24 protein-coding genes are annotated in these 26,731 nt (G+C 36.4%); 17 read left to right on the forward strand and 7 right to left on the reverse strand.

What is annotated here, in order from left to right:
- The first annotated feature begins 50 nt into the window (after nucleotides 1–50).
- From VB248_RS01580 to VB248_RS01590, 3 genes are read left to right on the forward strand one after another with little or no spacing between them, the layout of a single operon-like run.
- Nucleotides 51–506 carry a YHS domain-containing (seleno)protein gene (locus tag VB248_RS01580; RefSeq protein ID WP_323294969.1) on the forward strand — a complete coding sequence of 152 codons (456 nt, stop codon included), beginning with the start codon at nucleotides 51–53 and terminating at the stop codon, nucleotides 504–506.
- Nucleotides 507–510: 4 nt separating this feature from the next.
- Entirely contained in the window at nucleotides 511–906 is a 396-nt protein-coding gene (locus VB248_RS01585) for a DoxX family protein (protein ID WP_323294970.1), read from the forward strand.
- A 7-nt stretch (nucleotides 907–913) separates the two neighbouring features.
- Nucleotides 914–1,597 (forward strand): Crp/Fnr family transcriptional regulator, encoded by a 684-nt coding sequence (locus VB248_RS01590; RefSeq protein ID WP_323294971.1) that lies wholly within the window; start codon nucleotides 914–916, stop codon nucleotides 1,595–1,597.
- A gap of 110 nt (nucleotides 1,598–1,707) precedes the next feature.
- Here VB248_RS01590 and VB248_RS01595 read toward each other — a convergent pair whose 3' ends face one another.
- Together VB248_RS01595 and VB248_RS01600 are read right to left on the reverse strand one after the other, a co-directional pair.
- Nucleotides 1,708–2,343 carry a LysE family translocator gene (locus tag VB248_RS01595; RefSeq protein ID WP_323294972.1) on the reverse strand — a complete coding sequence of 212 codons (636 nt, stop codon included), beginning with the start codon at nucleotides 2,341–2,343 and terminating at the stop codon, nucleotides 1,708–1,710.
- 66 nt (nucleotides 2,344–2,409) lie between these two features.
- A complete protein-coding gene (locus VB248_RS01600) occupies nucleotides 2,410–3,054 on the reverse strand; it encodes an NAD(P)-dependent oxidoreductase (RefSeq protein WP_323294973.1) in 645 nt (214 codons plus the stop codon).
- 275 nt (nucleotides 3,055–3,329) lie between these two features.
- Between VB248_RS01600 and VB248_RS01605 the strand changes: the two genes are divergently transcribed.
- Both VB248_RS01605 and VB248_RS01610 read left to right on the forward strand, forming a co-directional pair.
- A complete protein-coding gene (locus VB248_RS01605; RefSeq protein ID WP_184129744.1) occupies nucleotides 3,330–3,713 on the forward strand; it encodes a RidA family protein in 384 nt (127 codons plus the stop codon).
- 143 nt (nucleotides 3,714–3,856) lie between these two features.
- Nucleotides 3,857–4,168, forward strand: coding sequence for a hypothetical protein (locus VB248_RS01610; RefSeq protein WP_323294974.1), 312 nt, complete (start codon nucleotides 3,857–3,859; stop codon nucleotides 4,166–4,168).
- A 57-nt stretch (nucleotides 4,169–4,225) separates the two neighbouring features.
- On the opposite strand, the gene VB248_RS01615 is transcribed toward VB248_RS01610, so the two are convergent.
- The 3 genes from VB248_RS01615 to moaA all read right to left on the reverse strand — a co-directional run bounded on the left by VB248_RS01615 (nucleotide 4,226) and on the right by moaA (nucleotide 6,988).
- On the reverse strand, nucleotides 4,226–4,687 hold the full coding sequence (locus tag VB248_RS01615) for a GNAT family N-acetyltransferase (RefSeq protein WP_323294975.1): 462 nt from the start codon (nucleotides 4,685–4,687) through the stop codon (nucleotides 4,226–4,228).
- Nucleotides 4,688–4,782: 95 nt separating this feature from the next.
- Nucleotides 4,783–5,766, reverse strand: coding sequence for a bifunctional heptose 7-phosphate kinase/heptose 1-phosphate adenyltransferase (locus tag VB248_RS01620; protein WP_323294976.1), 984 nt, complete (start codon nucleotides 5,764–5,766; stop codon nucleotides 4,783–4,785).
- 238 nt (nucleotides 5,767–6,004) lie between these two features.
- Entirely contained in the window at nucleotides 6,005–6,988 is a 984-nt protein-coding gene (gene moaA / locus VB248_RS01625; protein WP_323295059.1) for a GTP 3',8-cyclase MoaA, read from the reverse strand.
- A 140-nt stretch (nucleotides 6,989–7,128) separates the two neighbouring features.
- On the opposite strand from moaA, the gene VB248_RS01630 reads away from it, so the two are divergent.
- From VB248_RS01630 to VB248_RS01645, 4 genes are all read left to right on the forward strand, one after another.
- Nucleotides 7,129–7,371: a MoaD/ThiS family protein gene (locus VB248_RS01630; protein WP_323294977.1), complete on the forward strand. Its 243-nt coding sequence runs from the start codon at nucleotides 7,129–7,131 to the stop codon at nucleotides 7,369–7,371.
- Nucleotides 7,372–7,544: 173 nt separating this feature from the next.
- Complete coding sequence (locus VB248_RS01635; protein WP_323294978.1) at nucleotides 7,545–9,923, forward strand: S9 family peptidase; 2,379 nt, start codon at nucleotides 7,545–7,547, stop codon at nucleotides 9,921–9,923.
- Between the two features lie 432 nt (nucleotides 9,924–10,355).
- Entirely contained in the window at nucleotides 10,356–12,248 is a 1,893-nt protein-coding gene (locus VB248_RS01640; protein ID WP_323294979.1) for an amidophosphoribosyltransferase, read from the forward strand.
- Nucleotides 12,249–12,650: 402 nt separating this feature from the next.
- Complete coding sequence (locus tag VB248_RS01645) at nucleotides 12,651–12,788, forward strand: hypothetical protein (protein ID WP_323294980.1); 138 nt, start codon at nucleotides 12,651–12,653, stop codon at nucleotides 12,786–12,788.
- Nucleotides 12,789–12,795: 7 nt separating this feature from the next.
- Here the strand turns inward: VB248_RS01645 and recG are convergent, their stop codons facing one another.
- On the reverse strand, nucleotides 12,796–14,892 hold the full coding sequence (gene recG, locus VB248_RS01650) for an ATP-dependent DNA helicase RecG (protein WP_323294981.1): 2,097 nt from the start codon (nucleotides 14,890–14,892) through the stop codon (nucleotides 12,796–12,798).
- Between the two features lie 199 nt (nucleotides 14,893–15,091).
- The gene (locus VB248_RS01655; protein WP_323294982.1) at nucleotides 15,092–16,264 is read right to left on the reverse strand and encodes an alkaline phosphatase family protein; all 1,173 of its coding nucleotides are present in this window, start codon (nucleotides 16,262–16,264) and stop codon (nucleotides 15,092–15,094) included.
- A 655-nt stretch (nucleotides 16,265–16,919) separates the two neighbouring features.
- Here VB248_RS01655 and VB248_RS01660 point away from each other — a divergent pair.
- From VB248_RS01660 to VB248_RS01695, 8 genes are all read left to right on the forward strand, one after another.
- Nucleotides 16,920–19,484 carry a DUF5686 and carboxypeptidase-like regulatory domain-containing protein gene (locus VB248_RS01660; RefSeq protein WP_323294983.1) on the forward strand — a complete coding sequence of 855 codons (2,565 nt, stop codon included), beginning with the start codon at nucleotides 16,920–16,922 and terminating at the stop codon, nucleotides 19,482–19,484.
- Nucleotides 19,485–19,658: 174 nt separating this feature from the next.
- Entirely contained in the window at nucleotides 19,659–20,693 is a 1,035-nt protein-coding gene (locus VB248_RS01665) for a hypothetical protein (protein WP_323294984.1), read from the forward strand.
- 110 nt (nucleotides 20,694–20,803) lie between these two features.
- Nucleotides 20,804–21,607, forward strand: coding sequence for a glycosyltransferase family protein (locus tag VB248_RS01670; RefSeq protein ID WP_323294985.1), 804 nt, complete (start codon nucleotides 20,804–20,806; stop codon nucleotides 21,605–21,607).
- Between the two features lie 18 nt (nucleotides 21,608–21,625).
- Nucleotides 21,626–22,483 carry a transketolase gene (locus VB248_RS01675; RefSeq protein WP_323294986.1) on the forward strand — a complete coding sequence of 286 codons (858 nt, stop codon included), beginning with the start codon at nucleotides 21,626–21,628 and terminating at the stop codon, nucleotides 22,481–22,483.
- Nucleotides 22,484–22,620: 137 nt separating this feature from the next.
- Nucleotides 22,621–23,529 carry a transketolase family protein gene (locus VB248_RS01680; protein WP_323294987.1) on the forward strand — a complete coding sequence of 303 codons (909 nt, stop codon included), beginning with the start codon at nucleotides 22,621–22,623 and terminating at the stop codon, nucleotides 23,527–23,529.
- Nucleotides 23,530–23,656: 127 nt separating this feature from the next.
- Entirely contained in the window at nucleotides 23,657–25,000 is a 1,344-nt protein-coding gene (locus VB248_RS01685; RefSeq protein WP_323294988.1) for an aminotransferase class III-fold pyridoxal phosphate-dependent enzyme, read from the forward strand.
- Between the two features lie 92 nt (nucleotides 25,001–25,092).
- Nucleotides 25,093–25,923 (forward strand): SDR family oxidoreductase, encoded by an 831-nt coding sequence (locus VB248_RS01690; protein ID WP_323294989.1) that lies wholly within the window; start codon nucleotides 25,093–25,095, stop codon nucleotides 25,921–25,923.
- Nucleotides 25,924–26,110: 187 nt separating this feature from the next.
- The gene (locus VB248_RS01695; protein WP_323294990.1) at nucleotides 26,111–26,602 is read left to right on the forward strand and encodes a KdsC family phosphatase; all 492 of its coding nucleotides are present in this window, start codon (nucleotides 26,111–26,113) and stop codon (nucleotides 26,600–26,602) included.
- The last annotated feature ends 129 nt before the right edge of the window (nucleotides 26,603–26,731 follow it).

The raw sequence follows: 26,731 nt of genomic DNA on the forward strand, positions 1-26,731 counted from the left end.
TGTGGACGAAGAAATGTCAAAATTTGTATCGTAATCAAACCGTAACACAAATGAAAATTCTCATTATTTTATTCAGTATCATTAGTTTAAATGTTTTTTCACAAGACATAAACACACGAAAAAAACACTTTCTGACAGAAAAAGGAGTAGCACTCAGTGGCTATGATGCAGTAGCATATTTTCAAGGAAAACCACAAAAAGGCAAAAAAGAGTACACTTACACACAAGAAGGCATTACTTATCAATTTGCATCAGCCAATAATCTTGAAATCTTCAAAAAAAATCCTTCAAAATACGAAGCTCAGTACGGCGGTTGGTGTGCTTATGCGATGGGAAGTAAAGGCGAAAAAGTAGAAGTTGACCCCGAAACCTACAAAATCGTCAACGGAAAATTGTACTTGTTTTATCATACTTTTTTTAGCAATACGCTCACCGATTGGAACAAAGACGAAGCCAATCTAAAAGCAAAAGCAGACATTAATTGGGAAAAAATAATCAAAAAATAAAGCCATGACTACTCAAAAAATCTATATTACTTGGACTGCCCAAATCATCGCAGCGGTGATTTTAGCCCAAACACTTTTCTTCAAATTTTCGGGTGCAGCCGAAAGCGTAGCCTTGTTTAGCAAATTGGGCGTTGAGCCATTCGGTCGCTACGGGGCAGGTGTAACCGAGCTTTTAGTAGTGATACTGTTACTAAGCCCACGCAAAGCTTGGCTGGGAGCATTTTTAGGAATGGGAGTAATGTTGGGAGCGATTTTGGCACATCTCACTGTTTTGGGAATTGAAAGCGAAGGAGATGGAGGATATTTGTTTATCTTAGCACTGATTACTTTCTTTTGCTGTTCGGTAGTGGCATACATTCGCAAAGGAGATATTTTTGCCTTTTTTTATACTTTAACCTAAGATTTCAATGCAAGAAGAAGCAAAATATTGGTACTTACACGATCACCAACTGTTCTCGGTTTTGAGCCGTGAAGAAAACCGTGCCTTGTGTTTGATTCCGAATTTTAAGACGGTTAAAAAAAATGAAATTCTTTACTTTTCGCACGATGACGAGCAAAGACTTTATACCATTAAAAGTGGAACGCTGAAAATTATTTCTGTTGATGCAGAAGGCAATGAAACGGTAAAAGAGATTTTGCGTTCGGGAGATTTGTTCGGACAATATACTTTCGATGAAATGAATGAAAACGAAGACGAGTACGCCGTTGCTGTTTCCGACAAAGTAGTGATTTGTAGTTTCAAGCAAAATGATTTTGAAAATATCGTAAAAAGAAATCCACAATTAGCCATTCGTTATACCAAATTGGTGGGTTTTAAACTCAAGAGAATTTCAAATAATTACACAAATCTGATGTTCAAAGATGTAAGAACAAGGTTTGCTTTGTTCTTGAAAGATTGGGCAATGAAAGAAGGAAACGGACAAACAAAAAATATCGTGGTGAAAAATTATCTTACCCATAACGACATCGCAGGATTGATTTGTAGTACTCGTCAAACCGTTACTTTACTTTTTAATGAACTAAAAAATGCAGGCTTGATAGATTACACTCGTAGCGAAATTATTGTGAAAGATGTACATCAATTAGCTTGAAGTTTTATTGAGTGATTAGTAAATGGTGATTAGTGATTAGAGTTTTAATATTCTGATTATCAGTTATTTGTATGCTAAAAATCTAATCACCAATAACCAATCACTAATTACTAATCACTTACAAACAAATTCACCAATTGCAATAAAGCCAATCCGATGAAAATACAGGCAATTAGTTTATTGAGTCGTTCGTCGTTGAGGTATTTAAAAATAAGATTTCGTTTCCAATTTGCCAGAAAAGCATAAGTATAAACTAACAAAAACGTACCAGTGCCAGCACCCAATACAAAGCTGATTTTTTCAACAGAAGAAGTAATTTTTAACCAATCGTATTTGCCATAAGAAAGTAAAATCACTACCCAAAATGGCAAAAGAGCAGGATTGAAGAGCGATAGAGAAATGCCTTTGACAAAAGAAAAAAATGGATTATTTAGCGATACTTTTTCATATTCAATTTTTGCCTGTTTTTGGAAAAAAGTAAAAATGCCTACTCCGAAAAGCAAGACAATAATTGCCCTTTGCATCCAATATTCAACTTGGGGATATTTCTCAAAAATCATTAAACCTTCAATCGCTAAATAAGCGTAAGTACTTTCGCAAAGTACTCCTCCGAAAGCTACCCAGAGGGCAATTTTAATGTTTTTTTGTAGCGTACTATGCACCACATAAACACTCAGTGGCCCGGGCGGAATGGTAGCAACATAGCTGATTGAAGCAGTAATGAAATAGATAATAAAGGTTTTCAATTAAAATTTGGGTTTATATATTCACAAAAATAAAACAGTGAGCCTATTCGACTCACTGTTTTTATTTTAAATATTCGCAATAAAAGGAGCTTTTTTAATATAGTTTTCGTCGGATAATTGCTGAATCAAGAAATTAGCTAAATCAGTAGCACTTATTTTATCTCCGAGACAGTCCTCTACACTAATATTTACTTCTCCTGTTTCGTCTGTTTGTTCTATCAAAGGAAGTCGCACCAGTGTCCAGTCAATATTACTTTTTGTTAAGATTTCAAATTCCAATTGCTTATCTGTCGTTGAAATTGGAAAATTCTTCTTCATCCATTCTGTTCCAAAAGCCGTTTTTGGGCTTTTTTTATCAGAAGGAGTATCCACATTCAAGCCAGTCGTAACAATATATCTTTTTATTTTATGTTCATTCATGGCTTTTATAATGTTTGTGGAGGATTGACTAAAGATAGTTGGCTCGCTGGCAGGAATACCTAATCCCAAGGTACTTATCACTGCTTGGCAGCCTTCAAGAAGGTTATAGACAGTTGTGTAATGATTGATATTTCCTTCAATAGTTTCAATCAGAGGATTTTTAGCAGGTGATTTTTCAGGATTTCTAAGAAGTAACTTAATTTGAAAACCTTTAGCTAATAATTGTTTGACAAGGTATTTGCCAGATTTGCCAGTACCGCCAATAACGGCGATTTTATATGAAGTATTCATGATGTTCTTTATAAAATTTGATAATACAAGTTTACCTACTGCTCGTCTTTTTGAAGAACAGTAATAAAAGCCTTTTGGGACTTTATGAAATTGATTTCAATATTTTACAAAGAGAGTTTAATATTGTAAACTTACGTAAAAAGTGGCGTACTACAAACCATTATAAATAAAGTACAGACGACGGAAATCTTTTATGCTAAAAATTGAATACAAAACCTTTAGTATTTCAACTTGCTAAAATTATCTTTGTGCCTTAACCAAAAAATAATCACAAAATGTCAAGACAAAATATCCTTACAGGCTCACCTTGGGAAGACAAAATGGGCTATTGCCGTGCCGTAAGAATCGGAAATATTATTGAAGTATCTGGAACGGTTGCCATTGTTGATGGTGAAAAAGTAAAGGCCGACGACGCTTTTGCACAAACCAATAATATCATTGAAAGAATTGCGAAAGTATTAGAAGAAGCGGGTTCAAGCTTGAACGATGTAGTAAGAACAAGAATTTTTACGACAGATATTACACAGTTTGATAATATTGCGAAAGCTCACGGAGCATTTTTTGGAGCGATTAAACCTACCACAGGTATTTACGAAATCAGTAAATTGGTTTCTCCAGATTACTTAGTAGAAATTGAATTTACAGCGATTGCTCAGTAATTTTTCTTGAAATGAAGACATAAAAAAAGCCTCAATGAAAATTGGGGCTTTTTGCTTTTTGGAAGCGTATGATATTAAAACGCCGAACGTTTATGAAAAGTTTTACGTTTGAAAAATAGTTGAATTATTTTTCATTAATATTTATGAAACAACAAACTATTTATGAAGTAGCCGTAATTCCGATTGGTTCGCTGAATACAATTCGTGAAAAAGAAACGGTTTTAAGCTATTTTTCTAACCTCAGTAAGTGTTTAGACCAAGTAATTGCGTCTTTGGTAATTAATGGTTGGGAAAGTAAAATTAATTATACAGCAGTGTATAGAAGTTTGAAAGAGAAAGGAAAGTACGTAGCCGAATTTAAAATTGCGAATAATAAAATTTTCAGAATCGTCATCACCCCCAGAACCATCAATCCGTCTTTGACGATGTTGGGAATTGAGGAAAAGCCGATATAGCTTTGAGCTTTGAGTATTTTTATTGGTCAGGTTAAGAAAGAACTCAAGGCTCAAAGCTCACTGCTCAAAGCTTCCATACGGATTTCCTGCTTTTATCTGCATAAAATGTTCGGGTTTATCTAATGGTTCAAAGCCGAATTGAGCGTATAAACCGTGGGCATCCCAAGTGGCGAGTACCCATCTGCGTAAGCCTTGTAAGTCGGGATGTTTCAGTACGCTTTCTACTAAAAATTTAGAAAGTCCATTTCCTCGGTATTCTTCCAATACAAAAACGTCGGCCAAGTAAGCAAAAGTAGCTAAATCGCTGGTGACTCTACAAAAACCAATTTGCGTTAATGTATTTTCTTGTTGATGATAAATACCAAAAGCAATCGAATGAGCAATAGAACGCTGAACGATTTCCACAGGAATGCCTTTCGCCCAATAAGAGCGATTAGCGAGGTAATCATGAATCACGTCAATTTTTAATTTTGATTTATCTGTCGAAATCAAAAAATCATCTTTTTGTACTTCAAACATTGTAAGCAGTGATTAGTAAAAAGTGATTGGTGATTAGTTGTGCTTGCCTAAAATAAGTTGACGTAAATTTCAACTTATTTATGAAGATTTTAGCCTTATTTTTCTAAATGCAAAATGGCTTCTTTTTCCAATAAAGCCTTGTCGATTGGTACAACGCCCAAAGATTCACAAACCAAACCGCCACCCAAATTGGACAAACCAGCCACTAATTCTGGCGATAAACCCAATGCTACACAACAAGCCGCAATCGAAATGACAGTATCGCCAGCCCCTGAAACGTCTGCAATTTTACGAACATGGGCAGGGAAATGTTTCTTTTCGTTGTTGAAATCAATATAAACTCCACGCTCGGAAAGTGTGATAAAAGCACCTTTCAATTGAAGTACATTTTTCAACTGACTCACCGCATTTTCTAATTCTTCGCTTTTCTTTAAGTCAAAACTGATGTCCAAGCCTTCACGTAATTCTTTCAAATTGGGTTTGAAAAGCGTGGCTTGCTGATAATGCAGGAAATTACGTTTTTTGGGGTCAACTACGGTTGGAATATTGTTTGTATTAGCAAAATCAATGATGTCGGCAATAAGCGATTTTGAAAGAACACCTTTGTCGTAATCTTCAAAAATAATCACATTCGCTTCTTTAGCAAGTTCTTTTATTTTTTGACTAAGTAATTGATTTTCAGATTCATTAATCAAAGCATCGGTTTCGGTATCAATGCGTACAATTTGCTGAGAACCAGCAATAATTCGCTCTTTAACAGTGGTAATTCTGGTTTCAGACTGAATGATGCCTTCGGTAGATAAACCTTGTTCTTGCAAAAGTTTGATTAAATCATTTCCGTAAGTATCGTTCCCAACGACAGAACAAATGATGGCTTCTGCTCCCAAACTTTGTACATTCATTACCACATTTCCTGCACCGCCCAAACGTACTTCACGCTTGAGTACATTGACCACTGGAACAGGAGCTTCAGGCGAAATACGTTCTACCTTTCCCCAAGTATAAGAGTCGAGCATCACGTCGCCAACGATGAGAACTTTTAATTGATTGAATTGATTGAAAATTTCAGAGATTGTCATAAAAGATAAATTCAAAAATGGGCTAACACCTGTTTCAGAAAACAAAATTAACGCATTTTTAGAAGTATTAGTCTAAAAACCTTCTTTCAAGGAAGTGACTTGCACGAAATAGACGAGTTTATTTAAAACCCATAAAGAGTAATCTATAAAGTATTTGCTAAAATCTCCGAAATCAGAAATCACAAATCCGAAATAACTACTGACTCATAATTTATAATTCAAAACTCATAACTTGTAATTATCCTCCAATCGTAGTCATAGATTCTGTTATAATACTTTTGCGGTTGCGTTCGGCTTCAAAACCGTCTTTGGGGCGTTGCTTGAAAACATTGATAAAAGTATTTTTCAATTCTTCATCTGAAATACCATTTCTAAGTAAATCTCTGATATTCAGTACGCCGTCGTCATAAAGACAAGTTTTTAAATCGCCCGTTGCGGTCAGACGAATACGATTGCAAGTACCACAAAAAGTACGTGAAAAGGCAGCAATAATGCCGATATTTCCTTGATAATTGGGAATTTGATAATTGTAAGAAGTAGAATTCGGAGCATCGACTAATTTCTGTAAATCAGGGTATTTACTTCTTATTTCGGCTAAAATTCTGGTAGAATTCCAGTTTAATTTCGGATAATGCGAGCCTTCGCCATTGAAAGGCATTTCTTCAATAAAACGAATTGAAACTTTATGGTCTTTCGTAAGTTCTGTTAATGGAATGATGTCTTGGGTATTTTGTCCGTCCATTACCACAGCATTTACTTTTACTTCAAAACCTGCGTCTAATAACTGAAAAAGTGTTTCATAAACTTTGTCGAATTCGTCTCTTCTGGCGATTTCAAAAAAGCGTTTTTTATCTAAAGTATCCAAACTCAGATTAACAGAACGGATGCCCATTTCTTTCATTTGACGAATGTACTGCCCCGTCAGAATACCATTTGTAGTAATGTTTAGTTCTGTAATGCCTTCAATTTCAGAAAGTTGATACATGAAATCAATCATATTATGGCGAACAAAAGGTTCTCCGCCCGTAATTCTTACTTTAGAAACGCCCAGTTCAGACAACACAGAAACAGTACGAAGCATTTCTTCATAAGTCAATAATTTTGATTTATGTAAGTACTTCACACCCACTTCGGGCATACAATAAAAACAACGAAGATTACAGCGGTCAGTTACTGCCAAACGCAAATAAGTAATTGGTCGACCATGATTGTCGTAAATCAAGTTTTGGGTATTCTGCTTTGAGTTTTGCTTTATCACGTCTAAATTCGTTACATTGTCAAACAAATTTAATTAAATAACCTATCGGAATGTAAAAACATTCAAAATCATATCCAATAACTATCAATCACGGGCAAATAAAAATGAAATATACAATTCATCTTTTTGGTATAACCCGAGACATCATCGGGAAAAGTATCACAGAAATTGAGAGCGATGCTATTTTGGACGTTCAGACAATTTTACAAAAACTTAAATTAGACTATCCCCGATTGACAAGTATCAAATCCTTGTTAGTGGCCGTAAATAGCGAATATGCAGAGGCAGATTTACTATTAAGAGAATCCGACGAAATCGCTCTGATTCCACCTGTAAGCGGAGGATAGTTTTTGAATTATGAATTAATGCGATGTCGGATTTCAGATGTCGGATTTCGGCTTTAAAGTAAATCAGAAATCCCAAATCCAAAATCCAAAATCGTATTATTTCATAATTCAAAACTCATAATTAATATCTCTTTCCCTTTCATTTTCCACAAAACCACAAATCAAATAAACTTATGCACTCAAACTTGCTCGAAAGTGCGGAAACAAACGCACATGATGGTTATCAAATACCACCCAAAGTTATTGCTGATTTAGTGACGGCAAGCCCGACCCCAAGTGTGAGTGTGGACTCAAAAGGCGAATGGATGATTTTACTCCAACGTGCCGCCCAGCCTTCAATTGCCCAGTTAGCCGAACCTGAGTTGCGATTAGCAGGATTAAGAATCAATCCAGCCAATAATGGACTTAGCCGTACTACTTATTTCGTGGACATACGAATAAGAAAAGTAAAAGGTTCGGAAGAAATTCAGATAAAAGGTTTGCCCGAAAAGCCATTGTTGAATTTTGCCAGTTGGTCGCCCGATGAAACCAAAATTGCTTTTTGTCATTCAAAACCCGATAAAATTGAACTTTGGGTATTGGATATTGCCACGGCAGAGGCTCAGAAAGTTTCTGATTTAGCCATGAATGCCATGTTTGGGCATCCGTACTCTTGGCTTTCAGATGGGAAATTTTTGTTGGCAAAAGTAATTGTTGCCGAACGTGGAAACGTTCCACAAGCCAATAGAGTACCAACCGGCCCGACGATTCAAGAAAATTTAGGCAAAAGTACGCCCAATAGAACTTATCAAGATTTACTGAAAAATACTTATGATGAAAAACTATTTGATTATTATGGTACTTCTGAATTAGTAAAAATTTCATTAACAGGAATAGTAGAAAAAATTAGCGAACCAGCGATTATTCAAACTGCTACGGCTTCGCCCGACGGGAAGTATGTGCTGATAAAAACCATTCATCGTCCATATTCATACCTTGTGCCTTTTGGACGTTTCCCACACAAAGTTGATGTTTGTACGATTGATGGAAATTGGATAAAAACCATTGTGGATAACCCTTTGCTTGAAAATATTCCGATTTCTTTTGATGCTACACAGAAAGAACCTCGTGGACATAATTGGCGACACGATGCTGCTGCGACGTTGTATTGGATAGAAGCACAAGACGAAGGCGACCCTAAAAATGAAGTGCCAGTTCGTGACAAAGTATTTACTTGGTCAGCTCCATTTTTAGAGCCAGTGAAGCCGATTGCAGAAACGGCGTATCGCTTTGCAGGGATTACTTGGGCAAACGAAAATTTAGCTTTGATAGACGAGTATTGGCATAAAACCCGCAGAATTATTACCCGAATTATCGACCCAAGTGGCGAAGCGGAAGCAACAATTCTATTCGACCGTTCTTCTGAAGATAAGTACAACGACCCGGGAAGTCCGTCTATGAAAAAAAATCAGTTTGGGAAATTGGTCATTGATATTCAAAAAGACCATTCTGTTTTTATGACTGGCGACGGAGCTTCTGCCGAAGGCGACAGACCTTTTATTGATATTTTAAATATAAAAAGTAAAGAAGTACGTCGTTTGTGGCGTTCGGAAGCACCTTATTACGAACGCCCAGTAGCAGTATTAGACAATGAAAATCAGATTGTTTTGATGGTTCGGGAGTCTAAACAAGAGAATCCAAACTATTTTCTGAGAGATTTAAAACAACAAAGTATTGAGCAAATTACGTTTTTTCCACATCCGTATCCAGCATTAAAAGGCGTAGAAAAACAAGTATTAAAATACGCACGTGAAGATGGAGTAGAACTAACAGCCAATCTGTATTTGCCAGCCGATTACCAAAAAGAACAAGGCCCATTGCCTTGTTTATTAGAGGCTTATCCTTTAGAATTCAAAAATAAAAGTAACGCAGGACAAATATCGGGTTCGCCTTTTGAATTTACTTCAATTTACTGGGGTTCGCCCATTTTTTGGGTAACGCAAGGTTTTGCTATTTTAGAAGGAGCGTCTATTCCAATCGTAGGCGAAGGCACAGCCGAACCCAATGATACTTATTTGGAACAATTGGTAGCAGGAGCAAAAGCCGCCATAGATGAAGGAGCAAAATTGGGCGTTGTAGATGCTGAAAGAGTAGGAGTAATGGGGCATTCTTACGGAGGCTTCATGGTAGCCAATTTATTATCGCATAGCAATTTGTTCAAAGCAGGCATTGCCCGAAGCGGAGCTTATAACCGTACTTTAACGCCTTTTGGTTTTCAAGGCGAAGAGCGTACTTTTTGGCAAACGCCCGAAACCTACAACAGGATGTCGCCATTTAATTATGCTGATAAAATGAAAACGCCTTTACTCTTGATTCACGGCGAAGCAGATAATAATACAGGTACATTCCCGATGCAGTCGGAGCGATATTATACAGCATTAAAAGGCTTAGGGGCGGTGGTTCGATACGTACAATTGCCTTACGAAAGTCACGGTTATCAAGCACGTGAATCTATCCTTCACATGCTTTGGGAAATGGATACTTGGCTGAAAACTTATGTAAAAGAAATATAACTTTTCAAAGATTATACTCTTTTTCGGTATTATATTACTTAGAAGAAAAAGTATAAATTTATTTATTTTTGATAATTCAAAACTCGCCTTGTTTCGAAATCAAGGCGAGTTTTTGCTACTGAATTGTATTCTGAATTTCCTGCTTTGTCTATAACCTGAGTATAAAATACTAATACTTCAAGAATTTCTCGGAATAATTACACATTGAAAAATCATTGTAAAAAATACTGTTAATCCCTTCTTAAAATTTGTTTTTTTCAAAGTTATATCTGTAATTTTGCTAACAGAAAAATAACCCATCTTTAATTCTTATTTAATCTGACATTTATTGCGAATTCTTACCGAACCATTTGAAATTTAATACATTGGTTTAGGGAACTTTATTTTCTAAAAATTAGGTTCTAATAATTCAAAAAAAATATAATTAAAGTCATGTCTGACGCAATTAAACACGAGTGCGGGATAGCACTTATCCGTCTCCGGAAAGACTATCAGTATTATATCAACAAATACAACACGCCATTGTACGGTCTGAACAAATTGTATTTGATGATGGAAAAGCAAGTGAACCGAGGGCAAGACGGTGCAGGGGTTGCTAACATCAAGATTGATGTTCCTCCGGGTCATCGTTACATCAGTCGCTATCGTTCTGTTGAGCAAAATGCTGTACCTGATATTTTTGGGAAGATTTACAAGAAATTCCGTAAAGCCTTAAAGGACAATAAGGATAAAGCAAAAGACGCACATTGGATTCAGGAAAATGTGGCATTTTCAGGAGAGGTTTTTCTAGGTCATCTTCGTTACGGAACACACGGACAAAACGAAATAGAAAACTGCCATCCGATGCTCAGACAGAGCAACTGGAGAAGTAGAAACTTAGTAATGGCTGGAAACTTCAATATGACTAATGTTGAAGAGTTGTTCAATAAACTGGTTTCACTGGGACAGCATCCTAAAGAAAAAGTAGATACTGTAACGGTAATGGAGAAAATTGGGCATTTCTTAGATGAAGAAAACCAACGCCAATTTGATTACTTCAAAACAGAATATCATAATCCAGAATTATCGGATATTATTCAAGAAAACATTGATTTACAAAGAGTTCTACAACGTTCTTGTCGTGATTTTGATGGTGGTTATGCCATGTGCGGAATGACAGGATACGGTGCAGCTTTTGTAGCTCGTGACCCAGCAGGTATTAGACCCGCTTTTTACTACGCAGACGACGAAGTAGTGGTGGTAGCCTCAGAAAAGCAAGCCATCAAAACAAGTTTCAACTGTAACTACGAAGATATTAAAGAAGTACAGCCAGGACACGCTTTAATCATCGAAAAAGACGGAACTTATTCGCAAAAGCAATTCATTCAGCCCATCGAAAGAAAATCTTGTAGCTTTGAACGTATTTATTTTTCAAGAGCTTCAGATCCAGATATTTACTCAGAACGTAAACAATTAGGACGTTTAATCATTCCTCAAGTACTTCAAGAAGTAAATTACGACCTTAAAAATACGGTATTCTCTTATATTCCTAATACTGCTGAAACAGCGTTTTTGGGTATGATTGAAGGTTTGGAAGATTATCTTGCTAAGGAACGTAAGAAGGCAATCATGGAAGGTGTATTGTTTGAAAAAGACCTTGATGATTTATTGACTTTCCGTCCGAGAGTAGAAAAATTGATTACCAAAGACGTTAAGTTAAGAACATTCATTACCAACGATGCCGACCGTAACGATATGGTTGCCCATGTATATGATACTACTTTTGAGGTAATCAAAAAAGGCGTTGATAATGTTGTTTTGATAGATGATTCAATTGTTCGTGGTACTACTTTAGAGCGTTCGATTATTAAGTTGTTGGATAAATTAGGCCCTAAGAAAATCGTAATTGTTTCTTCTGCTCCACAAATTCGTTATCCAGACTGCTACGGAATTGATATGTCTCGTATGAAAGAGTTTATTGCTTTCCGTGCCGCTTATGAATTATTACTTGAGCGTAATATGGACGATATTTTAGAGGAAACTTTGGGTCGTTGTATTGCCGCCATTGAATTAGGAACAGCTCACAAAGAAAACTTGGTAAAAGCTATTTATAAGCCATTTACTACGCAAGAAATTTCGGATAAAATTGCTGAATTGGTAAAACCAAAAGATTTAAAAGCAGATTTAGCAATTGTATATCAAACCGTAGAAAGTTTGAACAAAGCTTGCCCGAATGATACTGGCGACTGGTACTTTACAGGTAATTATCCAACACCGGGTGGAAACAAAGTAGTAAACACTGCTTTTGTGAACTTTATGAAAGGTGTTGAAATGAGAGCGTACTAAGAGTGCTGAATTAGGAGTTCAGAGTTTGGAGTAAAATAATACTTGAATTCAAAATACTCTTCTTATAAAATAAAAAACGACTTGCTGAATTTGATTCGGCAAGTCGTTTTTGTTTAAATAGCTATACCCAAAAGTATCTTTCATTTCGGACTATATTTTTTGAATTTTTGAAAATATTTCATTTTTATTTTCATTTAAAAAATGAAATTCAACATTGAAGTAAGAATCAAAAAATTACTTGTATATATACGTACATACGGGTAAATTGTACATAAATTATTAATTCCTCAAAGACCAATCAAGTTATAAACAACTGATTATCAATGTGTATTTCTATACAATGTGATTTCTAAAATTTCACATCTAAGATAAATACAATTGAGTTTTACAAAATTTAATATTATGACAAAGCGAAAACTTTTCTTACTTCTATGCTTTATACTTTTCAGTTTAGTCGGAATTGTGGTAACGATTTCTTTGCTACTTTGGGGATATGTTGAATTAGCGACAATGGTTTTGTCCTTAAATGCTGCATCTTAGTACTTCTTCAACTAATCCTCGCCCAGTTGCTTGTATTGGCTTTTTGGTTTTCTACTTGTTCTTTTATCATCGCATTTTGTGGAAGCTCCAATTCGTGGTCTTCTTCCAAAATGGCAATGGCACATTCTCTGGCTACTCTTAAAATCTCTCCATCTTTTGCCAAGTCTGCTATCAGTAGTTCAACGACTCCACTTTGCTGTGTACCTGACAAATCGCCCGGCCCACGTAATTGTAAATCTACGTCGGCAATTTCAAAACCATCAGTGGTTCTTACCATCGTGTCAATTCTGGTACGAGTATCTTTTGAAAGTTTTACGTCTGTCATCAAAATACAATAACTTTGTTCTGCTCCACGTCCTACTCGTCCACGCAATTGGTGTAATTGTGCCAATCCAAAACGCTCTGCACTTTCTATCACCATAATTGAAGCGTTTGGAACATTTACGCCTACCTCAATCACGGTAGTAGCCACCATAATTTGCGTTTCTTTTTTGATGAATCTTTGCATTTCAAAATCCTTGTCGGCGGCTTTCATTTTACCGTGAACGATACTGATATGATACTCAGGAAATGCCCGAACGATACTTTCGTAGCCATCTGTCAAGAATTTAAAATCCATTTTTTCTGATTCTTCAATCAGAGGATATACCACATATACTTGTCGTCCTTTTTTGATTTCATCACGCATAAAACCAAAAACATTCAAACGGTGCGAGTCGTAGCGATGAACGGTTTTGATAGGTTTTCGTCCTTTGGGTAGCTCGTCAATGACCGATACATCCAAATCACCATAGAGTGTCATGGCTAAAGTTCTTGGAATTGGCGTAGCCGTCATTACTAAAATATGCGGGTGGATTTCTGAATTTTTCTCCCAAAGTTTAGCTCGCTGTGCTACACCAAAACGGTGCTGTTCGTCGATTACGACAAAACCTAAATTCTGAAATTGTACAATATCTTCTAAAATGGCGTGTGTGCCAACCAGTATTTTTAGCGAACCATCCAGCAATCCTTCATGAATACTTGTTCTTGCTTTTTTCCGAACAGAACCTGTGAGCTTGTCGATTTTTACGCCCAAACTTTCGGCAAATTCTTTCAAACCTTGATAATGCTGGTCGGCTAAAATTTCGGTAGGAGCAATGATACAAGCCTGACAGCCATTACTGATTGCCAAAAGCATACAAATAAAAGCCACGATAGTTTTGCCAGAACCTACATCTCCTTGTAGCAAACGATTCATTTGTTTGCCCGATTTCATGTCCTCAAAAATCTCTTTTACTACTCTTTTTTGGGCATTGGTTAAATCAAAAGGCAAGTGATTTTTATAAAATTCGCTTACTAAACTGGTGTTTTTAAATACTTGCCCTTGATAATCAATTCGTCTGCTGAGTTTTTGTTTAATCAGCCTGAGTTGATTATAAAAAAGTTCTTCAAACTTCAATCTGCGTCGGGCTTGGTGTAGCCATGCTTCCGACTGTGGCAAATGAATATTATAAACGGCATCTCTTTTTGAAACCAAACGATATTTTTGACGAAGATTTTCGGGCAAAGTTTCTCGGATTTGGGCATAAGCCAAATCCAATAAATTGCGTTGCATCGTCGCAATTACTTTTGAATCTACATATCGTTTTTTGAGCTTTTCGGTTAAACCATAAACAGGTTGAAAGTAGCCACCTTTTTCATTGTCGGGACTGAGCAATTCCATTTCAGGATGCTGCATTTGCGGACGACCTTGAAAAAATGCAGGTTTACCGTAAATGACATATTCAGCACCAGCACGCAGTTTTTTCTCTAAAAAACTTACTCCTTGAAACCAAGTAAGTTCCATTGTTCCTGTGCCGTCTGAAAATTGCCCCGTAAGTCTGGCTTTATGTCCTTCGCCAATTTTTTCAAAAAAATGTAGTCTTCCTTTAATTTGTGCGGCATCCATTCCTTCGTACAAATCAAAAATACGGTAAAACTTAGTGCGGTCTTCGTAGCGAAAAGGATAATATTGAATTAAATCACTGTAAGTAAAAATCTGGAGTTCGGTGTTCAATAACAAAGCCCTTGCAGCACCAACGCCTTTGAGAAACTCTATGCGGGTATCGAAAAAATTATTTTGCATGATTTTGCCCTAAACGCAACGTTATTGATAAAATATTGATGTAAATAAAAGAATACGTGAAAATACTGATTTTTGCCGTAAAAGTATTATTTGCAAAGGTTCATGTATGTATTCTATCTGAAAAATGAAGAAAAGAATGGGCTAAAAAGCAAAATAGCCTCGACAAGCGAGGCTATGCAATCTATAATCATTTGTTGAATTACTTCATTACTCCTTTCACCGCTTCTCCAATTTCTTTTCCATTCTGAAAATCGTAGCCTAAAAATTTCGCCAGTGTTTTCGCAATTTGGTTTTGGAAGTACTGCCCTTCTGTTTTGATTTCGCCCAAAGCTGGCGTGTCTGGGCCAATTACGCCAAACCAAATTTCATAACAATCAGGTACTTTTTGTCCGTGGCTTGTCCATTGATTTTTAATTTTGTTGCCTCTTCCGTGGTCTGTTGTTAAGATGATGGTCGTTTTATCTTTGTATTTTGGGTTACTTTGGCAATAATTCCACAAGTCGCCTACAAATTTATCAACAGTATTTGCCGCAAAAAGGTACTCATCGTATTTGGCTTCGTGGGCAAATTCGTCGGTTTCGTCAAAAGATAAAAAGAAAACGCTTGGTTGGTTTTTCTTAATATATTCTTTCGCCAAAAAATAGGTAATAAAATCGTGGCGGTCGCTGGCTAAACTTGGGTAAGTACTCTGGATTTCATTCAACATTTTTTCTTTTTCTGTCAGATTTCCTTCCACTAATTCTTTCCCAGAATTTACTGGAATTCCACTTCTTTTTTCATTGATAATGTAAGGGAAAACATCCCAAGTAGAGTAAGCAGCTACTTTTCCTTTGTACTTTGGTTGATTATTCAAAAACTCTAAAACGGTGATGTTTTCATTCAAAATTTTATCATTTGAATTTACTTTGTCGTCGGCATAACCTGTCAAGATTTCGTTATAGCCGGGATACGAAAACCAGTAGGGATTTTTTACGTTTACTTTATTGCCTGCCCAGCGGTTTCCGTAAAGTTGCCCTTGTTTTGCCATCGTGTTCCAAACAAAAGGCATAATTTTCTTGCGGCTCACCTCAGCCGTATCCGACCAAAAATGCTGCTTTATTCTATCTTTATTTTTAGTAAATTCTTTGCTGTTCAACAACACAGAATCCACTCCGCCAAATACTTCTTCCCATCTGAAACCATCTGTGGTCACTAAAAAAATATGTTCAGTTTTATGTTGCGAAAAAGCAGTATTTGCATTCATCAAAATGATGAAAAAAACGGCTGTCAACTTTTTGGATTTTGGCAAGAAATGTAAAGCCTTGCGTAGTTGATAAATAAAATCATCTATCACTAATTTTATCATGGTGGTTGCGTTGGGCAAAAAGTTCATTGCTTTGTGTTTTGTGATGAGGAAAACTTGCAGAACTTCATCAGTTCTACTGGATTCGGCAGTAAATTTAGACAATGCTATGATATAATGAGAAGCACAGAGATTATCTAAAAATTATGATTTCTTGTGCTATGTTAAATAAATATAAAAAACCATATTGAGTTAGATTTTATCCAACAACTTTGCAGGCAAGTCGCTTAAAAAAGTATTATAATTTTTTGAAAAATCTACTCTTGAATAAAAAAAAGTAAACAAACTTGACTTTTATAATTTTAGTTTATACTTTTATAAAGTCAATATAGTTTACTAAAATACTATTCAATCGTTGATAGTCGTTCATCAGTAAATTAAGGCACTTAAAATGAAAATAAAAGCTTCGTACAAAACGAAATTTTATCACATTTTATCGCAAGTTGTGAACTAATTCTAAAATTTCACAGTTTGCAAAACATTAAGCCCCACATACGCTACTTATAATACTTAGAAACAGATTAACCACTTTATCAATTTATCACTAACCTTTAGTGATACGTTTGTGAATACGTGTTCATTTGTTCGCATCGACTTCGAGGTTCATTACCTTACTTTTTGTTAAATTTTACTGGTTCGTGCAGAGCGAACGTTTGATTGCTTTGTTCAATTTAAGCATATAGTAATGCGTGCATTAAAAAAAATACTGAAAACCTCTTTACTCTTCTTCTTTGTAGTTACTTATGTTAATGTTTTTGCACAACAAACTACAAGAATCAAAGGAAAAGTAATTGATGCAAAAACGGGAGAAGTATTACCCTTTGTGAATATAAGTATCATGGGAACTAAACAAGGAACTCAGACTGATATGAATGGTAGTTTTTACTTAGAAACTACCGACACAAAGCCTACACTCAGAGTAGCTTTTGTAGGCTACACACCCGAAGTAAGAACCATTGAAGGCGGAAAAATAATTACGCTGACCTTTAAATTAAAAGTACAAAATACTGATTTGCAGGAAGTAGTAGTAAAAGGTAAAAAAGACCGCTACCGCAATAAAGATAATCCTGCCGTTACTTTAATCAGGAAAGTAATTGAACATAAAGCTGAAAACCGTAAAGAATCACTGGATTTTTATCAGTACAATAAGTACGAAAAATTAGAATTTGACCTTAGTAATATTTCTGAAAAATTTAGAAATAAACGTTCCCTGCGAAAGTTTGATTTTGTTTTCAATCATTTAGATACTTCGCAAATCACGGGAAAAGTCAATTTGCCTATGTATTTAAAAGAAACAATTTCTGATGTCTATTACAGAAAGTCGCCCGAAAATAAAAAAGAAGTAATTCAAGGCGAAAAAATGACAGGCTTGGGAAATTATGTTGATAACAATGGGATAAAACTTTACTTAGAAGCACTTTATCAAGATATAAATGTTTATGACAACAATATTTTACTTTTAGCAACACAGTTTTTAGGACCAACTGCTCCAGTTGCCCCACAATTTTACCGTTATGTAATTATCGACACCACCGAATTTAAAGGTACAAAATGTGTAAACTTAGGTTTTTCGCCAAGAAACTCAAATGACCAATTGTTTCAAGGCACGATGTATGTGGCTTTAGATTCAAGTTATGCTATTAGAAAAGTACAAATGGGCTTTTCAAAAGACATCAACGTCAATTTCGTTACAGACCTTCGAGTCTCGCAAGAATTTGATTTTATAGCCAACGAAGGTTTGATGTTGACAAAAGATGATTTAGCCATCGAATTTAATTTACTCAAAAAGGAAAACGGCATGGGACTTTTTGGGCAAAGGAGTGTGTCGTATAAAGACTACGTTATTAATAAAGCCATTGCAGAAAAGTATTTTGAAGGACTAAAAGTAGATACCGAAAAAAACGCTACTAATCGAGATGAAGCTTTTTGGGAAGCTGCACGCCATCAAGGCTTATCGAAGAAAGAATTAGGTATTTATACAATGGTAGATAGTGTAAAAAAAGTGCCAGCCTTTCAGCGATTTATGAATACTGCCACCTTTTTGTTGGAAGGTTATAAACCCATTGGTGGTTTTGAAATTGGGCCAGTAAATACTTTTTACAGTTTCAATCCAATTGAAGGCTTTAGGTTGCGTTTGGGCGGAAGAACGACCAGTAATTTTAGTGATAGAATCGCCATCGAAAGCTATGGAGCTTACGGTTTTAGAGATGAGCGTTTTAAGTACTTTGGTTCTGCAACGTTCTCATTAACAGACCATAATACTTATACCTATCCGATAAAACATATTCAGGTTTCGTATCAAAACGAAATCAAAATTCCCGGACAGGAGCTACAATTTGTACAGGAAGATAACTTTTTGCTTTCGTTCAAAAGAGGACAAAACAACAAAATGACCTACAACAAAGTACTGAATATTGATTATCTGAATGAATCAAAAAGTGGTTTTACGCTTAATCTAAACTTTAAAAATATTCGACAAACGCCTACTGGGGCATTGCAATTCAATAGTTTAAGTAAAGAAGGTAACCAAATCAGTACGCCCGAAATCATAACAAGTGAAATAATGTTAGGCTTGCGATACGCCCCCAATGAACAATTTTATCAAGGCAAAAATTATCGAATTCCTATCATTAATAAGTATCCGTCTTTTCAGTTGCGTTATACTCTTGGTATCAAAGGCGTGTTGGGTAGTCAGTACAATTTTCAGCGATTGGTCGCTTATACGCACAAGCGAGTGTATTTACCGCCCATTGGCTTTACAGATTTTACCTTAGAAGGCGGAAAAACGTTCAATGCTTTGCCTTTTGCTTTGCTGACCATTCATAGAGCCAACCAAACCTATGCTTATCAGCCAGAAGCTTATAACTTAATGAATTTCTTGGAGTTCGTCAGCGACGAGTACGCAGCTTTGTTTGTTGACCATCATTTCAATGGATTCATTTTAAATAAATTACCACTCATTAAAAAGTTGAAACTACGAGAAGTAATTTCTTTTAAAGGTTTAATGGGAAAACTCAGCGATAAAAATAAACCAACAGCCGAAAATGGTTTAATGCTTTTACCTACCGACGAAAACGGAAACCCAAGTACTTTTTCATTAGAAAGTAAACCATATATGGAAATGAGTTTGGGGCTTGAAAACATCTTTAAAGTACTGAGATTAGACTTTATTAAAAGATTGAGTTATCTGGAAAACCCCAATGTAAGCTCAAATCCGACGGTAAGGTTTAGAATGCGTTTTGATTTTTAACTTGACAATTTTCTGCCCTTAATACTCTGATAATAAAGCAATAACATTGATGTTGAATATGCTTAATGCTGTCTTTACATTGATAACAGTAAAGCTTATAAACACTTAATTTCGAGGTAACGGAGAATTAATACTCGCTTTATAATTTTGTTTCAATAAAATCATCCACCGTTTATGCAAAAGAAAATTTTATTCATCACGGGTTCAATCAATCAAACAACTCAAATGGAGCAAATTTCAAAAGAGTTGCCAGAGTTCGATTGTTGGTTTAGTCAAATTTTTGTGGATTCGCCTATTTATCAGTGGCTTATTGATAACACTCAGTTGTTAGATAGAACGGTAGTTTCTGGACAATTCAAAGAAAATTCAGAGAAGTATTGCCGTGAAAAAGGGCTAAAAATGGACTACAAAGGCAGAAAACAACATTACGATTTGGTGGTTTATTGCTCCGATTTGATTATCCCCGACAGAATGCTTCAAACCAAAACTTTGTGGGTACAAGAAGGCATGATTGATGAGCATAATACGGTGAGTAAACTTATTAAAAAGCTAAAATTACCTCCTTATTTGGCAATTGGTACTTCCTTAAACGGTGCTTCAAATATTTGTGATGTGTATTGTGCGGCATCCGAAGGATACAAAAATCGCTTTGCAAATATTGGAACGGATGCACATAAAATTTTCGTAACTGGAATGCCCAATTTTGATAATTGTGAGCAATATTTTCAGAACGATTTTCCCCTTCACAATTACGTTTTGGTAGCCACTTCTGATAGCAGAGAGTGCTTTAGAAATGAAGATAGAATCGGTTTTATTAAAGATTGTGTGGCAAAAGCGGCGGGCAGACAAATGATTTTTAAGCTACATCCCAACGAAATTGTAGAAAGAGCCGTAGCCGAAATCAAAGAAAATACGCCAGAAGGCACTATCATTTATACTTCTGGAAATCTTAACCCGATGATTGCTAATTGTGATGAATTTATTACCCAGTACTCTTCTGCCGTTTATGTGGGCATGGCTTTGGGTAAGAAAGTCCATTCATATTTTGATGAAGCAGAATTAAAAAGCCAAATGCCTTTACAAAACAAAGGTACTTCGGCAAAAAATATCGCTCAGGTTTGCCGTGATTTCTTAGCTTTTTCTGGCAAAAAAGAAGATTTCGCTAAATCGTATCAGTACAGAGCCGTTTCTGAATTGGTTTATCAATAAGTATTCATCATGTGATGAATACCATGTAAGAGAAGTTTATTTTTTCGTAAATAATGATAATTAGAAGATTGAAAAACTAAGTTATCATTACAATCACTCATTACTTCACAATGACAGCCATTAGCATTGTTGTTCAGGCTCGAATGTCTTCAAGCCGCTTACCCAAAAAGGTTTTATTACCCATTTTGGGCGAAAGCCTGCTTTATAGAATGGTTGAGCGTTTGCAGCAAATCAAACACAAAGCAAGTATCGTAATTGCTACTTCTGAAAACTCAGAAGACGATGTAATCGAAGAATTTTGTCAAGCAAAAAACATTACTTGTTTTCGTGGAAGTTTGAATAATTTATTGGACAGACATTATCAAGTTGGTGTATTGACGAATGCGGATATTGTCATTAAAATTCCTTCGGATTGTCCATTGATTGACCCTCGCATTGTGGATAAAGTATTGGATTTCTATGTTGAAAATGAAGGGAAATACGACTTTGTAAGTAACCTTCATCCTGCTACTTATCCAGATGGCAACGATGTAGAAATAATGACTTTTGAGGCTTTGAAAAAAGCTTGGCAAGAAGCAACTCGTCCTTTGGAGTTGGAACATACTACACCTTATTTCTGGGAAAACCCAGACAAATTTCGCTTGGCGAATGTGACTTGGGAAACAGGTTTAGACTACTCGATGTCACATCGTTTTACGATAGATTATTACGAAGATTACTTGTTTATCAAACGAGTTTTTGAAGAATTATATCCACAAAATCCAGCTTTTTCATTAGAAGACATACTGTCGTTATTAGAAGAAAAGCCTGAAATCTACGCCATCAATCAACATTTTGCAGGGGTAAACTGGTACAGAAATCATTTAGGTGAACTGAAAACCATTACAGCAGAACAAACAAAATTGAGCATTTAGCATAAATATATAGCTACCATGACCGAAGAAAAATTAGAAAAATTAACAAGCATCGCTTTGCGAGTACGTGAACACATCATCGGAATGTCCACGGATGGCGGTTGTTTTGTAGGTGCGTCCCTTTCAGCTACCGATTTGATGGTTTATCTCTACAACGATTTTTTGAATATTTCCAAAGAAAATCTCGACGACCCTAATCGTGACTACCTCTTTCTTTCAAAAGGACACGATGTGCCTGCTTTGTACGGTACTTTGGTTGAAATGGGTATTTTAGAAGCCGAACGTTTACAAAATCACCTTTCAGCAAACGATAATATTTACTGGCATCCAAACACTAAAATTCCGGGAATTGAATTTCACTCTGGTTCGTTGGGACACCTTCCTGCGGTTTCCTTGGGCGTGGCTTTAGATTGTAAAATCAGAGGGACAGAGAACAGAATCGTATGTATTTTGGGCGATGGCGAATTGAACGAAGGTTCGTGCTGGGAAGCTGTTTTGGTAGCGAATGCTTACAAATTAGACAATCTGGTTTTTGTGATTGACCGCAATCATTTCCAAGCGAATGTTGCCACTGAGGAATTAATTCCTTTAGAACCTTTGGCGGATAAATTCAAAGCTTTTGGGGCGGATGTCGTAAGAATTGATGGACATAATTTCTTGGATTTAGAAGAAGCATTTACAAGTTTGGATGAACGCAAAGGAAAACTTCATGTAGTCATTGCGGATACTGTGCGAGGCAAAGGTTTACCAAGTATCGAAGCCCGTGCCGACCGTTGGTTCTGTAATTTTTCAGAAAATGAAGTTTCACAATTGATGGAAGAATTACACGGCGTTCACGCAGCAACTATTGAATCAGAGGTATTGATGGTTAGATAGGTTTTTAGCTGTAAGCTATGAGCCGTGAGCTTTGAGCTATGAGCTAAAATATATGAAAACTAAATTAAATATCTAAAGCTCACTGCTCAAAGCTCATAGCTCAAGGCTGACAGCTAAAAGCTAAAAATTAAAAAATCATGTACGAAGAATTATTAAAAAATACAGCCCTTGCTGACGAGCGATTTGTGGTAATGACTGCCGAAAACCGTGCTTTGGTGAGAAATCTACCAGCAGTTTTGGGAAAAAGATTTATAGATACAGGTATCACCGAACAAACGATGATTGGTGCTGCCGCAGGTTTGGCTTTACGTGGACGCATTCCTGTTGTTCATGCTTTGTCGGCATTTTTGTCGATGCGTGCTTTTGAATTTATCCGTACTGATGCAGGTATTGCCAATCTTCCTGTAAAGTTGAGCAGTTTTATTCCGGGTTTTTTGTCGGATGGAAATGGCCCAACGCACCAAGCCATTGAAGATGTAAGTATTATGCGTGGTATTCCGAATATGCAGGTTTTTGCTCCTGCCGACGAAAGTGATTTAGTGACGATGTTACCTAAAATCTGGAATACGCCAAATCCTGCTTATGTCCGTATTTGTAACAGACCAGCCAAGTATCAGCATGATACAAATTTTGAAATTGGTAAAGCTGAAATCATTTCAGAAGGTACAGACGTGACGATTTTGGTTTATGGTTTTATGTTTGAACAAGCCTTGATTACCGCTGAAATCTTGCGTGAACAAGGTAAATCTGTGGGTTTAATCAACATGAGAAGTTTGAAACCTGTGGACGAAAAAGCAATCATTAAAGCGGCTCAACAATCAGAGCTTATTGTAACGATTGAAGACCATTTCCTAACAGGCGGTTTGTACAGTATCGTAGCAGAAACTTTGTTGAAAAACAGAATGACAGCCGATGTTTTACCGATTGCTTTAAATGAAAAATGGTTCAAACCAGCACGCTTGAATGAAGTATTAGCATACGAAGGTTTCACAGGAAAACAAATGGCAGAGAAAATATTGGAAGTAGCTGTGAGTTATCAGCTATGAGCCGTGAGCTTTGAGCTTTTACTCTAATAGATAAGCTCAAGGCTCACTGCTCATAGCTCAAAGCTTCTTGCATCTTGTGTCTTTCGTCTTTTCTCTTGTGTCTTAAAATCCTAAAGTCTAAAAAAAAATGCCCAATACAATACAATCTAACGAAAATTATCCAAATATCACTGAGTCGGATAGTTGGTATAACAGAGCTTTAAAAGTACAAAAGCCCATCACACAAACACTTGCCAAAGGCCCGGGGCAATTCACCAAAGGTGTAGCACCGAAGTATTTGAAAAAAGGAAAAGGCTCGCACGTTTGGGACGTAGATGGCAACGAATATATAGATTTCAACGCTGCCATTGGTCCACTTTCTTTGGGTTACACTTATCCAGCAGTGGACGAAGCTATCAAAAAACAATTAGAAGATGGCATCACTTTCTCTTTGATGCACCCTTTGGAAGTAGAACTTTCAGAATTAATTCAAGAAGTAATTCCAAATGCAGAAGCCGTAAAAATCTCGAAAACAGGTGCAGACGTTTGTTCGGCGGCTATTCGTGTGGCTCGTGCATTTACAGGACGTGAGAAGATTTTCTGTTGTGGTTATCACGGTTGGCACGACTGGTATATCGGTATTACAAGCCGTAATGCAGGTATTCCAGAAGCCATTCAAAACATGACTTATACTTTTGAATACAACAATATCGAAGCCATCAAAGAAGCTTTAGACGAAGATGTTGCTGCTATCATTCTTGAGCCTTTCATTTTTGAAGCACCACAAAACAACTTCTTGCAAGAATTAGCTGAGGTTTGTCGTGAAAATGGCACTTTGCTCATTTTTGATGAAATGTGGACAGGTTTCCGCATCGCTTTGGGTGGGGCTCAAGAGTATTTCAAGGTTACTCCTGATTTAGCGGTTTACTCAAAAGCTTGTGCCAACGGAATGCCAATTGCTTTATTGACTGGTCGTGCAGATGTAATGGAATTGTTCAACAGCGAAGTATTTAGCTACACAACTTTCGGAGGCGAAGCACTTTCTTTGGCGGCAAGTATTGCTACGATTAAAGAAATCAGAGATAAAAACGTACCTGCTTATTTAGACGAAAAAGGCGGTATTATCAAAGACGGTTACAACGAAATTGCTAAAGAATTTGGTTTAGAAAACCTGACTAAATGTATCGGTTATAACTGCCGTTCAATGGTTACTTTCGCTCCAGAAGCTGGCAATGGTTTAGAAGTAAAAGCTTTGATGCAACAAGAAATGATTAAGCGTGGCGTATTGTGGGCTGGTTTTCATAATATGTGTTTTAGTCACTCAGACGAAGACATTCAATACACCCTTTCGGCTTACCGTGAAGTAATGCCAATTTTGAAAGAAGCCATTGAAAGTAAAGATGTAAAGTCGTACTTGAAAGGTGAAGTATTAGAAGCTGTTTTCAGAAAAACAAGCAATTATAATATTAAGCCTGCTTTGGCAAAAGCCTAATAGAGTGATGAATTATGAGTGATGAATTATGAAATGTCATTGCTGAATTAGATTAAACCTCTTTAGCAATTTGTTTTTAGAGATAACATTTTATGGAAAATATAAATACAAGTACCATTCCTCAACTGTTTTCATTGGTCGGAAAAACGGCGATTGTTACAGGCGGAACTGGACTTATCGGAAAGAAGCATTGTGAAGCCTTAAAGGCTGTTGGAGCAAACGTTGTAGTGGCGGACATCGCTCAAGCGAATCCAAAAGCTTTTGCTGAAACATTGGGAGAAAATGCTTTGGGCGTAAACATTGATGTTACGAATGAAACCTCTTTGATAAACGCAAAAAACGAAATCTTAGCTCGCTTTGGCTCGATTGATATTTTGGTGAACAATGCCGCTATCAACGATATGTTTGAAAATCCAGAATTGGCGGCTTCGCTTTCTGCATTTGAAAAATATCCGTTAGAATCATTCCGAAAATCTTTAGAAGTAAATGTGTTGGGTGTGTTTTTATGCTCACAAGTATTCGGTGCGGTAATGGCTGAACAAGGCAGCGGAAGTATCATCAACATTGCTTCGACTTACGGAATCGTTGGCCCAGACCAAAGTATTTACCGCAACGAAGCAGGAGAACAGTTATTTTTCAAGTCGCCATCGTACCCAACTACCAAAGGAGCAATCATCAATTTTACTCGCTATTTGGCGGCTTATTGGGGCAACAAAGGCGTGAGAGTAAACACACTTTCGCCGGGCGGTGTAGAAAATTCGCAAGATGAGTATTTCGTAAAAAACTATTCTGCTAAAACTCTTTTGGGAAGAATGGCAACTTCAAGCGATTATCAAGGAGCATTAATTTACTTAGCATCCGACGCTTCGGCATACATGACAGGTGCAAATCTGGTTGTAGATGGCGGATGGACAGCTGTTTAATTATGATTGAGTGAATGAGTGAGTTGTTAATTAGTGAGTTAGTGAATTGTGATTGAGTGATTAAAAAAGTAAAAGATTGAAATTTAATCATAAGCAAAAAAATAACTCATTAATTCACAACTCACTAACTCAAAATTTTAAAATCAATCACTAATTCACAATTCACTCAATCACAATTGATATAAATATGAGCGTACACGAAAAAGCAAAGCATATCAAATTACTCATTACCGACTGTGATGGCGTGTTGACGGATGCGGGCGTTTATTATGGCGAAAATGGTGAAGTATTAAAAAAGTTCAATATCCGTGATGGAATGGGTGTTGAAAGACTTCGCAAATTAGTCAATGTTGAAACGGCAATCATCACAGGAGAAGTATCGCCTTCGGTTGCCAAAAGAGCCGAAAAACTCAAGATTACTGAATTGCATTTGGGCATCAAAGATAAATTGGCAGTGTTAGTTCAAATTATGGTAAACAGAAATCTGACCAAAAATAACATTGCCTACATCGGCGACGATGTGAATGATATTGAAATTATGCAAAACGTTGGATTAACCGCTTGCCCAAGCGATGCCATTAGTTTTACCAAAGAAGTTGCCGATTATATCTGTGAAAACAAAGGTGGCGAAGGCTGTTTCAGAGAATTTGCAGAATTAATCATCGCCGCACAATCTTAATCGAATTTCATAAAAATATTTTATCCATAATGTCTTTTGTGGATTGTCCAAATTATCATATCTGAGCAATCCTTATCCCCAAGACATCCATACTTTTCTAAACAAACCCTCCTTTGGGGGTCAGGGGGT

The sequence above is a fragment of the Arcicella rigui genome, from assembly GCF_034929435.1.
GTDB lineage: Bacteria > Bacteroidota > Bacteroidia > Cytophagales > Spirosomataceae > Arcicella > Arcicella rigui.

Coding starts and splice junctions, on each gene's coding strand:
- VB248_RS01580 (WP_323294969.1), top strand. CDS start 51: ATGAAAATTCTCATTATTTTATTCAGTATCATTAGTTTAAATGTTTTT.
- VB248_RS01585 (WP_323294970.1), top strand. CDS start 511: ATGACTACTCAAAAAATCTATATTACTTGGACTGCCCAAATCATCGCA.
- VB248_RS01590 (WP_323294971.1), top strand. CDS start 914: ATGCAAGAAGAAGCAAAATATTGGTACTTACACGATCACCAACTGTTC.
- VB248_RS01600 (WP_323294973.1), bottom strand. CDS start 3,054: ATGAATACTTCATATAAAATCGCCGTTATTGGCGGTACTGGCAAATCT.
- VB248_RS01605 (WP_184129744.1), top strand. CDS start 3,330: ATGTCAAGACAAAATATCCTTACAGGCTCACCTTGGGAAGACAAAATG.
- VB248_RS01610 (WP_323294974.1), top strand. CDS start 3,857: ATGAAACAACAAACTATTTATGAAGTAGCCGTAATTCCGATTGGTTCG.
- VB248_RS01615 (WP_323294975.1), bottom strand. CDS start 4,687: ATGTTTGAAGTACAAAAAGATGATTTTTTGATTTCGACAGATAAATCA.
- VB248_RS01620 (WP_323294976.1), bottom strand. CDS start 5,766: ATGACAATCTCTGAAATTTTCAATCAATTCAATCAATTAAAAGTTCTC.
- VB248_RS01630 (WP_323294977.1), top strand. CDS start 7,129: ATGAAATATACAATTCATCTTTTTGGTATAACCCGAGACATCATCGGG.
- VB248_RS01635 (WP_323294978.1), top strand. CDS start 7,545: ATGCACTCAAACTTGCTCGAAAGTGCGGAAACAAACGCACATGATGGT.
- VB248_RS01640 (WP_323294979.1), top strand. CDS start 10,356: ATGTCTGACGCAATTAAACACGAGTGCGGGATAGCACTTATCCGTCTC.
- VB248_RS01645 (WP_323294980.1), top strand. CDS start 12,651: ATGACAAAGCGAAAACTTTTCTTACTTCTATGCTTTATACTTTTCAGT.
- recG (WP_323294981.1), bottom strand. CDS start 14,892: ATGCAAAATAATTTTTTCGATACCCGCATAGAGTTTCTCAAAGGCGTT.
- VB248_RS01655 (WP_323294982.1), bottom strand. CDS start 16,264: ATGAACTTTTTGCCCAACGCAACCACCATGATAAAATTAGTGATAGAT.
- VB248_RS01660 (WP_323294983.1), top strand. CDS start 16,920: ATGCGTGCATTAAAAAAAATACTGAAAACCTCTTTACTCTTCTTCTTT.
- VB248_RS01665 (WP_323294984.1), top strand. CDS start 19,659: ATGCAAAAGAAAATTTTATTCATCACGGGTTCAATCAATCAAACAACT.
- VB248_RS01670 (WP_323294985.1), top strand. CDS start 20,804: ATGACAGCCATTAGCATTGTTGTTCAGGCTCGAATGTCTTCAAGCCGC.
- VB248_RS01675 (WP_323294986.1), top strand. CDS start 21,626: ATGACCGAAGAAAAATTAGAAAAATTAACAAGCATCGCTTTGCGAGTA.
- VB248_RS01680 (WP_323294987.1), top strand. CDS start 22,621: ATGTACGAAGAATTATTAAAAAATACAGCCCTTGCTGACGAGCGATTT.
- VB248_RS01685 (WP_323294988.1), top strand. CDS start 23,657: ATGCCCAATACAATACAATCTAACGAAAATTATCCAAATATCACTGAG.
- VB248_RS01690 (WP_323294989.1), top strand. CDS start 25,093: ATGGAAAATATAAATACAAGTACCATTCCTCAACTGTTTTCATTGGTC.
- VB248_RS01695 (WP_323294990.1), top strand. CDS start 26,111: ATGAGCGTACACGAAAAAGCAAAGCATATCAAATTACTCATTACCGAC.